Source organism: Asanoa hainanensis, from assembly GCF_900188485.1.
Lineage (GTDB): Bacteria > Actinomycetota > Actinomycetes > Mycobacteriales > Micromonosporaceae > Asanoa > Asanoa hainanensis.
Map to the genome: position 1 here is coordinate 58,625 of NZ_FZPH01000017.1, position 13,815 is coordinate 72,439.

At 73.1% G+C, this 13,815-nt stretch carries 15 protein-coding genes; 10 read left to right on the plus strand and 5 right to left on the minus strand.

All coding sequences use genetic code 11. The features are described from left to right. The first annotated feature begins 50 nt into the window (after positions 1-50). Together CHC05_RS32350 and CHC05_RS32355 are read left to right on the plus strand one after the other, a co-directional pair. Complete coding sequence (locus tag CHC05_RS32350; RefSeq protein ID WP_089254434.1) at positions 51-1,094, plus strand: NAD-dependent epimerase/dehydratase family protein; 1,044 nt, start codon at positions 51-53, stop codon at positions 1,092-1,094. Beyond that, positions 1,091-2,458 carry a hypothetical protein gene (locus CHC05_RS32355; protein ID WP_425426879.1) on the plus strand — a complete coding sequence of 456 codons (1,368 nt, stop codon included), beginning with the start codon at positions 1,091-1,093 and terminating at the stop codon, positions 2,456-2,458. The genes CHC05_RS32350 and CHC05_RS32355 overlap by 4 nt, the downstream gene beginning before the upstream one ends. Here CHC05_RS32355 and CHC05_RS32360 read toward each other — a convergent pair. Next, positions 2,445-2,900, minus strand: a complete 456-nt coding sequence (locus tag CHC05_RS32360) for a winged helix-turn-helix transcriptional regulator (RefSeq protein ID WP_089254436.1) — start codon at positions 2,898-2,900, stop codon at positions 2,445-2,447. The two genes, CHC05_RS32355 and CHC05_RS32360, sit on opposite strands and share 14 nt — an antisense overlap. A gap of 87 nt (positions 2,901-2,987) precedes the next feature. On the opposite strand from CHC05_RS32360, the gene CHC05_RS32365 reads away from it, so the two are divergent. After that, positions 2,988-3,371, plus strand: coding sequence for a TIGR03618 family F420-dependent PPOX class oxidoreductase (locus tag CHC05_RS32365; protein ID WP_089254437.1), 384 nt, complete (start codon positions 2,988-2,990; stop codon positions 3,369-3,371). Positions 3,372-3,377: 6 nt separating this feature from the next. On the opposite strand, the gene CHC05_RS32370 is transcribed toward CHC05_RS32365, so the two are convergent. Further along, positions 3,378-5,039: an MFS transporter gene (locus CHC05_RS32370; RefSeq protein ID WP_342745700.1), complete on the minus strand. Its 1,662-nt coding sequence runs from the start codon at positions 5,037-5,039 to the stop codon at positions 3,378-3,380. Between CHC05_RS32370 and CHC05_RS32375 the strand changes: the two genes are divergently transcribed. Both CHC05_RS32375 and CHC05_RS32380 read left to right on the plus strand, forming a co-directional pair. Then, positions 5,038-6,240, plus strand: a complete 1,203-nt coding sequence (locus tag CHC05_RS32375) for a beta propeller repeat protein (protein WP_089254438.1) — start codon at positions 5,038-5,040, stop codon at positions 6,238-6,240. The genes CHC05_RS32370 and CHC05_RS32375 overlap by 2 nt on opposite strands. Before the next feature lie 10 nt (positions 6,241-6,250). Beyond that, positions 6,251-6,754, plus strand: a complete 504-nt coding sequence (locus CHC05_RS32380; protein WP_179266473.1) for a GNAT family N-acetyltransferase — start codon at positions 6,251-6,253, stop codon at positions 6,752-6,754. On the opposite strand, the gene CHC05_RS42820 is transcribed toward CHC05_RS32380, so the two are convergent. Then, positions 6,732-7,361, minus strand: a complete 630-nt coding sequence (locus tag CHC05_RS42820) for a hypothetical protein (RefSeq protein WP_245871342.1) — start codon at positions 7,359-7,361, stop codon at positions 6,732-6,734. The genes CHC05_RS32380 and CHC05_RS42820 overlap by 23 nt on opposite strands. Before the next feature lie 38 nt (positions 7,362-7,399). Between CHC05_RS42820 and CHC05_RS32390 the strand changes: the two genes are divergently transcribed. Continuing rightward, positions 7,400-8,323 (plus strand): serine hydrolase domain-containing protein, encoded by a 924-nt coding sequence (locus CHC05_RS32390; protein WP_342745701.1) that lies wholly within the window; start codon positions 7,400-7,402, stop codon positions 8,321-8,323. Here CHC05_RS32390 and CHC05_RS32395 read toward each other — a convergent pair. Further along, entirely contained in the window at positions 8,320-9,087 is a 768-nt protein-coding gene (locus CHC05_RS32395) for a DUF427 domain-containing protein (RefSeq protein ID WP_089254441.1), read from the minus strand. The two genes, CHC05_RS32390 and CHC05_RS32395, sit on opposite strands and share 4 nt — an antisense overlap. 61 nt (positions 9,088-9,148) lie before the next feature. On the opposite strand from CHC05_RS32395, the gene CHC05_RS32400 reads away from it, so the two are divergent. The 3 genes from CHC05_RS32400 to CHC05_RS32410 are packed head-to-tail and all read left to right on the plus strand — an operon-like array spanning position 9,149 to position 11,712. Beyond that, a complete protein-coding gene (locus CHC05_RS32400; RefSeq protein ID WP_089254442.1) occupies positions 9,149-9,895 on the plus strand; it encodes an LLM class flavin-dependent oxidoreductase in 747 nt (248 codons plus the stop codon). A 5-nt stretch (positions 9,896-9,900) separates the two neighbouring features. Beyond that, a complete protein-coding gene (locus tag CHC05_RS32405) occupies positions 9,901-10,776 on the plus strand; it encodes a DNA/RNA non-specific endonuclease (protein WP_089254443.1) in 876 nt (291 codons plus the stop codon). Positions 10,777-10,803: 27 nt separating this feature from the next. After that, the gene (locus CHC05_RS32410) at positions 10,804-11,712 is read left to right on the plus strand and encodes an NADP-dependent oxidoreductase (protein ID WP_089254444.1); all 909 of its coding nucleotides are present in this window, start codon (positions 10,804-10,806) and stop codon (positions 11,710-11,712) included. A gap of 17 nt (positions 11,713-11,729) precedes the next feature. Here CHC05_RS32410 and CHC05_RS32415 read toward each other — a convergent pair whose 3' ends face one another. Beyond that, on the minus strand, positions 11,730-12,350 hold the full coding sequence (locus CHC05_RS32415; RefSeq protein WP_089254445.1) for an L-threonylcarbamoyladenylate synthase: 621 nt from the start codon (positions 12,348-12,350) through the stop codon (positions 11,730-11,732). A gap of 43 nt (positions 12,351-12,393) precedes the next feature. Between CHC05_RS32415 and CHC05_RS32420 the strand changes: the two genes are divergently transcribed. Then, complete coding sequence (locus tag CHC05_RS32420) at positions 12,394-13,812, plus strand: aminotransferase-like domain-containing protein (RefSeq protein ID WP_089254446.1); 1,419 nt, start codon at positions 12,394-12,396, stop codon at positions 13,810-13,812. Positions 13,813-13,815: the final 3 nt, after the last annotated feature.

Genomic DNA, 13,815 nt, shown 5'->3' on the forward strand with positions numbered 1-13,815 from the left:
GGCGGTGCGGCAACGCGGCCGCAGCCCGGTCCGTGGTTACGGTCGGTCTCGTGCGGCTCCTTGTCACCGGCGGTGCCGGGTTCATCGGTTCCCATGTCACGACGGCCCTGCTGGCCGCCGGACACCACGTCGGCGTCCTCGACGTCGGCCACCCCGCGGCGCACCGGCGGCCGCTGCCGTCCACGGTCGACGGTGCCGAGGTCCAGCGCGCCGACGTGCGTGACGCCACGGCTGTCGAGGCGGCGCTGAACGGCGTCGACGCGGTCGTCCACCAGGCGGCGATGGTCGGCATGGGCGTCGACCTGGACGACCTTCCCGAGTACGTCGGCTGCAACGACCTGGGCACCGCGGTGCTGCTCTCGGCCATGGCCCGCGCCGGCGTGGGCCGGCTGGTGCTGGCCAGCTCCATGGTGGTCTACGGCGAGGGCGCGTACGCCTGCGACGCGCACGGAGCCGTCAGCCCGGCGCCGCGCACGGAGGCCGACCTGGCCGCCGGACGGTTCGAGCCGGGCTGTCCCCAGTGTGGTGCGCCCCTCGTGCCGGGGCTGGTCGACGAGCACGCCCGCCTGGAACCGCGCAGTGTCTACGCCGCCACCAAGCTCGCGCAGGAGCACCTCGCCGCGGTGTGGGCACGACAGACGGGCGCGGCGGCGGTCGCCCTGCGCTACCACAACGTCTACGGGCCGGGGATGCCCCGCGACACGCCGTACAGCGGTGTCGCCGCGATCTTCCGCTCCGCGCTGGCGGCCGGCCGCGCGCCGCGGGTCTTCGAGGACGGCGGCCAGCGGCGCGACTTCGTCCATGTCCGCGACGTCGCCGCCGCCAACGTCGCCGCGCTCGACGCCACTGCCACGAAGGGCTTCCGCGCCTACAACGTCGCTTCCGGCAGACCGACCACCGTCGGCGCGATGGCCACCGCGCTCGCCGACGCGATGGGCGGGCCACCTCCGACGGTCACCGGTGAGTACCGGGCCGGCGACGTTCGCCACGTGGTCGCCTCACCCCGTCGAGCCGCCGACGAGCTCGGCTTCCGCGCCGGGGTGCCGCTGGGCGAGGGCATCGCGGAGTTCGTCCACGCGCCGCTGCGGGCCTGACCGTGGTCCGCACCGGGACGCCCCCGGCAAAGGTTCGTCCGCGGTCGTTCGCGCGCGCCGACCTCGTCGCGCTCAGCGGCGCGGCGGCGCTGGTGGGGGCGGCCGTGGTGGTCGCGCTCGTGCTGCCGGTGACCGGCGTGTCCGACGTACGCGTGGCCGCTCCGTTGTTCGCCCGGTGGCTGCCGCACGTGGGGCCGGGCACGCCCGCCGCCCTGCTGGTGGCCGCCGCGGTCTGCTGGTTCGGCCCGGCGCTGGCGGCCCGCCTGCCCTGGCGGCGCCTGCTGCTGTCGGCCTACCTGGGCAGCGTCGCCTGGACGCTCGCGCTGGCCCTGGTCGACGGCTGGCAGCGCGGCCTCGCAGCCCGGCTGACGACCCCGCACGAGTACCTGTCGGAGGTAGCCGGGGTCACCGACGTCGGCGCCCTGCTGCGCGGCTTCACCGCCCGGATCCTCGACTTCCAGCCCGACTCGTGGGCCACCCACGTCGCCGGTCACCCGCCCGGCGCGTTGCTGGTGTTCGTCGGCCTCGACCGGATCGGCCTCGGCGGCGGAGCCTGGGCCGCACTGGTCTGTGTGCTCGCGGGCTCAGCGGTGGCGGTCGCCGTGCCGGTCACCATCCGCGCGCTGGGCGCGGCGGACGCGGCCCGCACCGCCGTGCCGTTCCTCGTCCTGTTCCCGGGCGCGGTGTGGGTCGGCGCGTCCGCCGACGGCCTGTTCGCGGGCGTCACCGCCGCCGGCGTAGCCGTGCTGGCCTGCGCCGGCGGCCGGGCCGGCCGGGTCCTGGCCGTCGGCGCCGGCGTGCTGCTCGGCTTCGCCTGCTACCTGTCGTACGGCCTGGTGCTGATGGCGCCGATCGCGCTGGCGGTGCTGGTCGCCGCACGGCGTCTCGGGCAGGCGGTGTGGGTCCTGGCCGGCACCGCGACGGTCGTCGCCGGCTTCACTCTCGCGGGCTTCTGGTGGCTCGACGGCTACCACGCCCTGGTCGAGCGCTACTACCAGGGAATCGCCAGCGACCGCCCGTACGCCTACTGGGTCTGGGCCAACCTCGCCTGTCTCACGCTGTCCGCCGGTCCGGTGCTCGCGCCGATCCTGCGCCGATCCCTCGGCGACACGTCGCGGGCCATCACGACCGAACGCCGCCTGCCGCCGCCGTGGCTCCTGCCGACGGTCGCGGCGGCCGTCGCGGTGCTCGCGGCCGACCTGTCCGGCATGAGCAAGGCCGAGGTGGAGCGGATCTGGCTGCCGTTCGCGGTCTGGATCCTCGCCGGCGCGGCCCTGCTCCCGCGCCGGCACCAACGCGCTTGGCTGGTGGCCCAGGCCGTGACAGCGCTGGCCGTCAACCACCTGCTCCTCACGACGTGGTGACGCCAGGACCGGGCAGCACGTCGACGTCGTTCGCGTGCATCGACTCACCACAGTGGGTGCAGCGCAGGTCCACACCGCTGATCTCACCGCACGCGTGGTGGCGGTAGAGCACCGGCGGGCCCGCCTCCCCCGCCAGCCACTTGTCGCCCCAACCGGCCATCACCATCAGCAGGTCGACGAGCTCGGTTCCCTTTTCCGTCAGGACGTACTCGTAGCGGGGTCTACGGTCGTAGGGACGGCGCTCGAGCACGCCCTGGTCGACCAGGTGGTTGAGCCGCTCGGTCAGCACCTTGCGGGAGATGCCGAGGTCGGCCTGGAGCTGGTCGAACCGGTTGAGGCCGACCCAGACGTCGCGCAGCACCAGCGGCGACCAGGGCTCGCCGATGACGTCGAGCGTGCGCGCGATCGAACACGCCATCGCGCTGAAGTCCGTGCGTTGCATGCGCCGACACTAGCAATTGGGGTTCCCTTAGGGAACTGAAGTTGTTACCGTCACAGAGTCCCCTGAAGGAACTCAAGAAGGAGAGCCATGCTGGATCCCACCGTCCGCCGCGCGCTCGACGGCACCGAGATCGGCCACCTCGCCACCGTCCTGCCCGACGGCGCGCCGCACACCGTGCCCGTCTGGGTCGGCACGCACGGCGACCACGCCGTCTTCCTCACCGGGCCGGGCTCGCGCAAGGCCCGCAACCTGCGCCGCGACCCCCGCGTCGCGCTGTCCCTGGCACCGGCCGAGAACCCGTTCGAGCCCATCGTCATCCGCGGCCGGGTGGTCGAGTGGCTGGAGGGCGACGCCGGCTGGGCGGTCGTCGACGAGTTGGCCAACAAATACGTGGGCCAGCCGTACCCCCGGGACCAGGAACGGGTCGTCGCGCTGATCGAGGTCGAGCGCCAGACCGTCGGTGTCTCCTGACCGTCGTCACTCCACGGGGGACGGTGTGCCCCGCGGCAGGCGGCGGGTGGCGAGGAAGCCGGCCGCGGCGAACACGGCGGCGGCCAGCAGCGCCGCCCGCAGGCTGCGTAGCTGCGCCTCGGCGTACCCGTCGACGATCGCGTCCACCTCGGCCGGCGGCACGGCCGTGCGGTCCAGCGCGGCCCGCAGGTCGCTCGTGGACACGAACGTGATGCCCGCGCTGATCCGCACGGTGGCCTGCTGCTCGACCGCGTCCGAGATCCGCGGGTCGGCCGTGATCCGGTCGGTGAAGGTGCCGCTGAGCGCGGCGATCAGCACCGCGCCGACCAGCGCGGTGCCGAGCGAGGAGCCGAGGTTCTGCGCGGTGTACTGCAGGCCGCCGACCTCGCTGCGCTCCTGCTCGCGCACGCTGCCCTGCACCACGTAGCCGAGCTGCGAGGCCAGCAGGCCCATGCCGATCCCGAAGAGCGCCATGGCCAGGCTGAACGAGACCTCGTCGAGGCTGGGCCGCACCGTGCTCACCAGCCAGAGCACCGCCGCCACGACCGTCGCGACGGCGAGTTGCACGATCCGGCGTGGGCCGGCCAGCCGGCCGAGGACCGACCCGGCCGCCGCGGCCACCACCATCCCGACCGACGCGGGCAGCAGCCGCAACCCGGTCTCGAAGGCGTCGAGCCCGAGTACGACCTGCACGTACAACGGGATCGCGAAGAAGACGCCGAGCAGCACGAGGTTCTGCACGAACAGCATCGACAGGCCCGCCCGCAGCGGTGGTGCCGCGAGCAGCACCGGCTCGACCAACGGCTGGCGGCCCGCCGCCTCCCGGTGCCGGATCCACGCCAGGAAACAGGCGAGCAGGGCGGCGCCGCCCGCGACGACGAACAGGGTCGGCGCGAAGCCGAAGATCTCGACGGGCGTGTCGCGCGGCCGGAGCCAGCCCCAGGTGCTGCTCTGGAGGACGCCGAGCACGACGAGCGCCATGCCGGCCGCGGACAAGGCGGCGCCGACGCCGTCGAGCCGGGTCCGCCGCGCCGGCACGTCCCGGATCCACGACGTGAGCAGCAGGATGACGACGACCAGCACGGCTTCGCCGGCGAACACCAACCGCCAGGTGAGGTACGTGGTGACCCACCCGCCCAGCAACGGTCCGACCGCGATGCCGGCTCCGGCCACGCCGCCGATCACGCCGTACGCGGTCGCCCTGGCCTTTCCGGTGTAGTTCGCACCGACCAGCGCGGCCAGCGACGGCAGCACCAGCACGGCGCCGAGCCCTTCGATGACCGACCAACCGAGCACCAACGCCCACAGCGTGGGCGCGACGGCCGTGAGGGACGTGCCGACGCCGTACACGGCCATGCCGACGACGAAGGCCCGCCGGCGTCCCCATAGGTCACCCAGCTTGCCGCCGGTGATCATGAAGGCTGCCATCACCAGCGTGTAGAGGGTGATGACGGACTGGATCGCGGTCACGTCCGTGTCGAAGTCGTCGACGAGCTGGCTGATCGACACGTTCATGACGGACGTGTCGAGGACCATCAGAAACTGGGCCAGCCCCAACACGGCCAGCGGCCGCCACGAGAAGGTCGCTATGGTGAGCCAGTTTATCGGGGTACGTGGTGAAATGCGGGGACCTCGGCAATGGCGCCGTCCTGCGATCATCAGCGACATGCGGAAGATCGCCGTGGGGTTGGCCGCCGTTCTGCTGGTCTCCGGGTGCACGGGCACGGGGACTCCACCACCGAAGCGCGCGCCGACGAGGCCGGCCGTCACCCAAGCGCCGCCGGCACCCACGTGGCGGCTGGCGACGCTGCCCGAGCTGGTCGGGCCGACGAGCGCGCTGTGGGACGTCGTCTCGGTGGACGCCACGCACGCGTGGGCCGTCGGCGCCGAATCGTACTCGCCCGAGAAGCCGGACGACACCGGAAAGCCGCTGATCCTCCAGCGGGACGGGACAGGTTGGACCCGCGCCGCGCTCCCACCGCTGGCCTGGCACGGCGGGTTCAACCTGGTCGCGGCCGAGTCACCCACGAACGTCTGGGCCGTCGGCAACCAGGCCGCCCCCAGCCCCGAGGACCAGGTCGCGCACGTCCTGCGCTACGACGGGACCGCCTGGCGGGAGGTGCCGTTCCCGCAGGGCACCAAGGGCTTCTCGCTCTGGACCGGGCTCACCGTCGTGGGTGGACACGCCTGGCTGGTGGGCAACAACGGCAGCGAGGTGCTGATCGAGCAGTGGGACGGCCGGTCCTGGCGCTCGCACCGCTCCCCCGCCGAATGTCGCACCGGCGGCACGTCCTTCGGCGGCATGCCGAACTTCTGCACGTTCACCGCCGTCAAGGCGTTCGCCCCGAACGACATCTGGGCCGCCGGCAACGGCGCCTGGAAGGGCTTCAAGGGCCCGTTGCTGTTCCATTTCGACGGCTCCGGCTGGCGCAGCGTCCGGGTGGGCATCGACAACCAGGAGACCGCGTTCAACGCGCTCGCGGGTCGCTCGTCCGCCGAGCTGTGGGCGGTCGGCGAGCACGGGTTGGCCGTACGCGGTGGCGGCACGTCCTTCGAGGTGGTGCCCGACGCGCCGGACGGCCCGCAGCCGGACGTGGCCATGGACCCGGCCGGTCAGCCGTGGGTGACCAAGACTTCGACGGCGCCGAGCGCGGAGCTCTTCACGCGCGGCGCCGGCGGTTGGGTCGGCACGCCCGCGCCGCAGCCGCCCGACGCGATCGGCATGAGCCTGAACGCGATCGCCGCGACCGAGGGCAGCCCGCTGATGTTCGCGGTAGGTTCGGCCGACCTCCCCACCACGCCGCGCTACGTGCGTGCGGTCCTGCTCGAATACGCACCGCTCCGGTTGCCCGACCCGAGCCGCCTCTAGGAGTTTGTCCGTGACCGACCTTCATACGGCGCGACTGCGCCTGCACGCCATCGACGCGGCGGAGGGTAAGCGCATCGCCGCCAGGCGCGCCGAGGCGGAGGACGCCTGGGCCGACGACTTCCCGTTCGACGGTGACGTCATCGGTGTCACGGCCTTCCTGCGCACCAGCGCTACCCATGGCGAGCAGCGCCCGTTCGGGCACTACCGGATCACCCGGGCCGCCGACGGGAAGGCGATCGGCGGGATCGGCTTCAAGGGGCAGCCCCGTGACGGCTGCGTCGAGGTCGGCTACGGCCTGGCTCCGTCGGCCCGCGGCCACGGCTACGCGGCGGAGGCGCTGGGCGCTCTCCTCGATGTCGCGGCCGACCACGGCCTGTCCCGGGTCGTCGCCGACACGACCGGCGACAACGTCGCGTCCCGCCGAACCCTCGAACGCGCCGGCTTCCGCCACATCGACACCAACGGCGAGCTCTACCTGTACGAGGCGGTCCTCATCCCGCAAGCCTTGCGCTGACGATCGGGTTGGCGTGCTGCTGTCGGCCGGTGGCCGTCCAGCGGTTCAGGTCCGCGAAATCGCACCGCGCGGTGCCGAACGGCTGGTTCAGTCGGGCCGTGGCCCACTCCACCAGGCCACGCGGGTCGGCGACCGGGCCGGTGAACCCGACCAGCGTGGTGTGCCAGATGTCCCGCCGGAGGTCGCGTTCCAAGCCGTCGGCTCCACTGGCCGCCAGTGCTTCGGCCAGCCTGGACCGCAACCGCGGTGCCGTTTCGTCGACCGGGTAGCCGCACGCCAGCACGTTGGTCGTGGTCACGACGACGCCGGCGAAACGCAAGCGCACCGGTCCGAGGCCGGCGGTCGCCTCGGCCAACGCGCTCTCGTAGACCGCAGGCGGACCGTCGTCGACGGCGCGTACGGTCACATGGTGGTCGAAGAGGTAGGCGTCGCCGACGAACGCGGCGGCCTCCGCGGCCAGGTCGGCGAACCGGCCGCGGGTGGCCACGTCCAGCCGCAGCGCGACGGACAGCGGCCAGCACCCGGTGCCGAACGGCTGGACGGTCACCTCGCCACGCAACACAGCGCGGCGGCCCTGCTGCCACAGCTCCTGATACCGATCGCTCAAAGTTTGCCGTCCGGGCGCAGCACCAGCAGGTCCAGCACGTGCCCGCGACCACGGACATGCGCTTCCGCATCGGGTCGGTCGGCATCGCGTACCTGAACACGGTGTTGCTCCAGCTCGTCGACCAGGGCGTCGTCTCGCTCGACGACCCGGTCGCACGGTGGTTTCCCGCTCTGCGCCAGGCCGACCAGGTCACGCTGCGCATGCTGGGCAGCACCACGTCCGGCTACCCGGACTTCGAGAGCTACCCACCGTTCGTCAAGCGCCTCTACGAGGACCCGTTCCAGCACTGGACGCAGCAGGAGCTGCTCGACCTCGCCCTGGCCCGGCCGTCGTGGTACGAGCCCGGCACGAACTGGAGCTACTCCCACGCCAACTTCGTCATCCTGGGCCAGATCCTCGAACGCGTCACGCGTACGCCGGTCAAAGAGCTGTTGCGCCAACGGGTTCTCAACCCGCTCGGCCTGTCCGCGACGACCAGCGAGACCAGCGCGGTCATCCCGGGTCCGGTCCTGCACAGCTACACCATCGAGCGCGGGTTCTTCGAGGACGCGACCTACTGGAACCCGTCCTGGACCACGGCGGACGGCGCGATCCTCACCTCGAACATCTGCGACCTGGCGGTCTCGGCGCGGGCGGTGGGCACCGGTCGGCTGATCTCGCGCGCGGCGTTCCGCGAGATGCTCGACCCGGGCACGGTCGGCCTGGGCGGGCCAACGAAGGACTGCCCGGCGACGCTGTGCGTGCCGCAGACGGCGCAGCACCACTTCGGACTCGGCGTCATCGTCCAGAACGGCTGGATCCTGCAGAAGCCCTCGTTCGCCGGGTACTCGGCGGTGCAGAGCTACCTGCCCAGCAAGGACATCGCCATCGCCGTGGCCACCACCCGCGGCCGGACGACCACCGAGGTGAACTCAGCCGAGACGGTCGCGAGCCAGATCGGCGCCCTGCTGACAGGCCGCTAGCGGACGAAGTGCGTCGTCGGACGTTCCAGGAGCGTGCCGTCCAGGTGGATGTCGACCTTCTCGTTGTAGAAGGCGACCAGGTCCGCGATCGGCGACAGCGCGCGGGTCGGGAACGTGTAGGACCAGGCGATGTCCGTACCGGCCTCGCCGCCGCCGGCCAGCGACCAGTAGTCGCTCGTCGTGCCCTTGTAGGCGCAGGCCGTCTCCGTCTCGGTCCGGACCAGGTGCGCGAACCGCACCGACGCGCGGTCGATGTAGTAGCGCGTCGGCAGGCCCGTCTCGAACACCATCACCGGCGTGGTGGTGTCGGCGAGCGCGACGCCGTTCAGCGACACCCGCACGTGCCGATGCGAGCGCAGCGCGTCGACCCGGACGTACGGGTTGCGGGCGTGCACGAAGATCCGCTCGTCCTCCTCGTACCAGGCGTCCAGCGCCGCCCAGTCGAAGCGCACGTAGCCGGACAGGCCCGGCAGCGCGTCCGCGCCGAAGACCCGCACGGTGCCCGGGCGTTCCTGGCCGCCGGCCGCCAGCCCGAAGCGCCGCGCGGTGCCCCGCTTCAGCTGCTGCTCGTGCTGCTCGTCGACGAGGAACCGGGAGGTGACGTCGGCGAGCGGCACGTAGTACTGCGGGTAGTACGGCACCTCCCACACGTACAGGGCCGCCGTGGTGTCGAAGATCTGCTCGCCGCCGAGGACGGCCCGCAACCGGCGTGGTGCCGGCTCGATCCGGTCGGTTTCGGCGGCCATCCGCGGAAAGTCGGCCATCGGACCATCGTAGGAACCTCGCCGTGACCAGCGGGCCGTTTCCCGCGACTAGGGTCGGTCCATGGACCTGAAGTACGCCGTCGGGCTGCCGACGGTCGGCGCGTTCGGCGACGTCCGCACCCTGACCGACCTCGCGGTCAGCGCCGAGCGCCACGGCTGGCACGGCGTGCAGCTCTGGGACCACCTGCTCGCCGACGAGCCCGGCTGGCCGGTCGCGAGCTCCACCGTCGCGGCGGCGGCCATCGCGGCCCGCACCTCCCGCATCCGGATCATCCTCACCGTCGTGCTCCCCCGCCGGCAGGTCCAGGAGGTCGCCCAGGACACGGCGGCCATCCACGCGCTCTCCGCGGGTCGGCTGACCGTGCTCGCGACGATCGGGGCGGTCGACCGGGAATACACCGAGCTCGGGCTCGACCCCGACCTGCGTACGCGCGGGAAGGCCCTGGACGACCGCCTCGACACGCTGCGCGGGCTGTGGGGTGCCGACGACATCCCGATCTGGTGCGGCGGTCGGTGGCCGCGGCGGGTCGGGTTGCGCAGGGCCGCGCGGTTCGACGGCGTGCTGGCGACCTTCGAGGGCCACCACACCCGCAACTCGCCCGTGAGCGAGGTCGCCGAGGCCACCGCGTTCGTGCGCGGGCTGGCCGGCGACCGGTTCGACGTCGCGGTGGAGGGTGCGTCCGAGGCCGCGTCGGCGCGGGAGCACATCCTGCCGTACGCGAACGCCGGCCTGACCTGGTGGGTGGAAGCGCTCGGCTGGTGGCGTGCGGACTCGGCCGCCCGCATCACGGAAGGACCACCGACGTGAAGAGGATGACGAGGCCGGGTGCGGCACTCGGACCGGTCGCGGTCGAGCCGCGCCGGCTGCGGATCGACCCCGACTACGCGTCGAGGCCCGGGTTCGACGGCGACTTCCTTGGCCTGCCGCTGCCGCTGCCCACGGTCAAGACCGACGCCGCCCTGCTCAATTACCACCATTTCTCGGTGGTCATGCACGACTCCCGCCGCCTGGCCCATTTCGCTGCCGCCAATGTCGACGGCAGCCGCAGGTTCGAGCGGATCGCGTCCAGCGACCGGTGGAGCCTCGACCCGCGCCTGCCGGCCTCCGCACAGGCCGGCGCCGCCCTCTACGCCGGCAACGACCTCGACCGCGGCCACCTCAACCGCCGCGCGGACATGCTCTGGGGCGACACCCGCGCGGAGGCGACCGCGGCGGTCGCCGACACCTACCACTACACCAACTGCGCGCCGCAGCACCGCGACTTCAACCAGAACAACGCCACGTGGCAGGGGCTCGAGGACTACATTCTCGCCGCGGTCGCCGACCACCGCCTGCGCGCCAATGTCTACACCGGACCGATCTTCCGCCCCGACGACCCGAGCTACCGAGGGGTACGCATCCCGCGCGCGTACTGGAAGGTCGTCGCGGTCGCGACGACGGAGGCGGTGCACGCCACCGCGTACCTGATCGAACAGACGGAGCTGCTCGACGCGCTCGGGCGCGACGCGGAGCAACCGCCGCTGGGTCCGTACCGCACGTACCAGATCCAGGTCAGTGACGCGTCAGCCCGCACGGGCATCGACTTCGGGCCGCTGCCGGCCTTCGACCCGCTGCGGCCGCCGGACCGGGACGCCTCGGCGGCGGCTCCGGTCGAGCTGCGAAACCTGAGCGACGTACGTCTTTCGTAGCCTCGCGGCTGTCTCCATACTGGACCGATGTATGGAGTGATCGTCACGGCACCCGGCGGACCCGAGGTGCTGCAGGTGGCCGAGCTACCCGATCCGGTAGCGGCGCCCGGGCAGGTCGTGGTGCGGGTGCGGGCCGTCTGCGTGCAGCCCGCCGACATCGCGGCCCGCGTCGGCATGATCCCCGGCGGCCCGGTGCCGCCGCCCTTCCTGCCCGGCTGGGACATCGCCGGGGAGGTGGACTCGGTGGGTGCGGAGGTCACCGAGTTCCAGCCCGGCGACCGCGTCGTCGGGATGATCCCGTGGTACCTGACCCGCGGCACGCCCGGCGGATACGCGGAGCTGGTCGCGGCCGACGCCGGCTGGCTCGTCCGGGTGCCGGACGGCCTCGACCTCGCGTCGGCAGCCACGGCGCCGCTCAACGCGGTCACCGCACACCAGGCCCTGGCGATGCTGTCGCTGGCGGACGCCTCGACGGTGCTGGTCACCGGTGCCAGCGGCGGGGTGGGCGGGTTCGCCGTGCAGCTCGCCGCGCAGCGGGGTCACCGGGTGCTCGCGGGAGCCACCCACGACGACGAGGAATGGGTCGCCGCCCTCGGCGCGGCCGAGGTGATCGCGCGCTCGACCGACCTGGCCACGGTCGGCCCGGTCGGCGCGGTGCTGGACGCGATCCCGCTCGGCGACGCGGCGCTGCCGGCCGTCGCGGACGACGGCATCGTGGTGACGACCCGCCCGACGCCACCGACCGACCGCAAGGTGCGCCAACAGCTCCAGCTCATCCACCTGGACCGCGACGTGCTGGCCGAGCTCGTGGCGGCCATGGGCGCCGGCACGCTGCGCACGCGGGTCGCGACCACGATCCCCCTGCGCGAAGCCGCGGAGGCCCACCGCCTGGTCGAGGCCGGCGGCCTGCGCGGAAAGGTCGTGCTGACGGCGTAACCGGTCGGCCCGGTCCGCTACTCGAAGCGGGCCGGGTCGCCCGCGCCGCGGCGGAGGATGACCGGCTCGTCGTCGCTCCAGTCGATCACCGTGGTCGGGACCGTGCCGCAGTCGCCCGAGTCGACCACCGCGTCCACCGCGTGGTCGAGGCGTTCCTTGATCTCCCAGCCCTGGGTCATCGGCTCCTCGTCGCCCGGCAGGAGCAGCGAGCTCGACACCAGCGGCTCCCCGAGGGCTTCGAGCAGCGCCTGCGCGACGACGTGGTCCGGGATGCGGACGCCGACGGTGCGTTTGCGCGGGTGCTGCAAGCGGCGCGGTACTTCTTTCGTCGCCGGCAGGATGAACGTGTAGCTGCCCGGCGTCGCGGCCCGCACGGCCCGGAAGCGGGCGTTGTTGATCTGCACGAACTGGCCCAGCTGGCTGAAGTCGCGGCAGACCAGCGTGAAGTGGTGGCCGTTGTCGAGGTGACGGATGCGGCGGATCCGGTCGACGCCGTCGACGTTGCCGAGCCGGCAGCCGAACGCGTACAGCGAGTCCGTGGGATAGGCCACCAGCCCGCCGCCGTCGATCAGGTCGACCACCTGGCCGACCGTCCGGGGCGCGGGGTTGTCCGGATGCAGGTCGAAGTACCTCGCCACGGCCGGGAGCCTAGCCCCTCTCGCGGTGCTATCGTGATCAGTGATGAAAGACAGTAGCAGTGCTGGCACGGTCGCCGGCACCCTGCGCGCTGAGCTCGAGCGCTACGCGCCCGGCGAGAAGCTGCCGTCCAGCCGCGCCCTGGTCGACCGCTTCGGCGTCAGCCCCGTCACCGTCGCCCGCGCGCTGGCCCAGCTCACCGCCGAAGGCCTGGTGGTCACCCGGCCCGGCGCCGGTGCGTTCCGGGCGCAGCACCGCGCCGCGACCCGGGTCGTCGACACGTCCTGGCAACAGATCGCGCTGACCGCCGAGGGACACCGGAGCGTCGACGCGTCCGTCGTCTTCGCCAGCCTGCAGGTCCCGCCGCCAGGTGTGATCGCGTTCAACGGCGGCTACCTACACCCCGCGCTCCAGCCCCAGCAGGCGCTCGGCGCCGCGTTCGCCCGCGCCGCCCGCCGGCAAGGCGCCTGGGAACAGCCTCCGCTGGAGGGGCTCACCGAGCTGCGGGCCTGGTTCGCCCGCGACATCGGCGGGCCCGGCGGCGACCTCGCCCCCGCGAACGTGCTGGTCGCCACCGGCGGGCAGGCCGCGCTGACCACGGCGCTGCAGGCGCTCGCCCCGGCCGGGTCCGCGCTGCTCGTGGAGTCGCCGACCTATCCGGGCGTGCTGACCGCCGCCCGGGCCGCCGGGCTGCGCCCCGTGCCCGTGCCCATGGACGCCGAGGGTGTCCGCACCGATCTGCTGGAGCGGGCCTTCGCCAGCACCCGGGCCCGGGTCTTCTACTGCCAGCCGCTGTTCCACAACCCGACCGGCACGATCCTGTCGGCCGAGCGCCGCGGCCAGGTCAGGGAGATCGCGCACGCCGCCGGCGCCTTCGTCGTCGAGGACGACTACGCCCGGCGCCTCGGCCACGGCGGACCGCTGCCCCGGCCCCTGGTGGCCGACGACCCGTACGGCACCGTCGTGCACGTCGGCTCGCTGACCAAGCCCACGTCGCCGAACCTGCGCGTCGGCGCCCTCGTCGCCCGCGGGCCCGTGATGGAGCGGCTGCGCGCCATCCAGGTCGTCGACAGCTTCTTCGTGCCGCGGCCCCTCCAGGAGGCCACGCTGGAGCTGGTCGGCACCCCGGCCTGGCCGCGCCACCTGCGCTCGATCGCCACCGGCCTGCGCGAGCGCCGGGACGCCACACTCTCGGCGCTCCACCGCGAGCTGCCCGCTCTCGCCGCAACAGTGCGGCCGCCCGCCGGCGGCTACCACCTCTGGATCCGGCTGCCCGACGGCACCGACGAGGCCGCGCTGGTCGCCGCCTGCCTACGCGCCGGCGTCGCCGTCTCGCCGGGCCGGCCCTACTTCGCCGCGGAGGCGGCGGCCCCCCACCTCCGGATCAGCTTCGCCAACACGGCCGGCACCGACGAGATCGTCCAGGGCGTCCGCCGTTTGGCGGACTGCTACTCTCGAACATGAGGG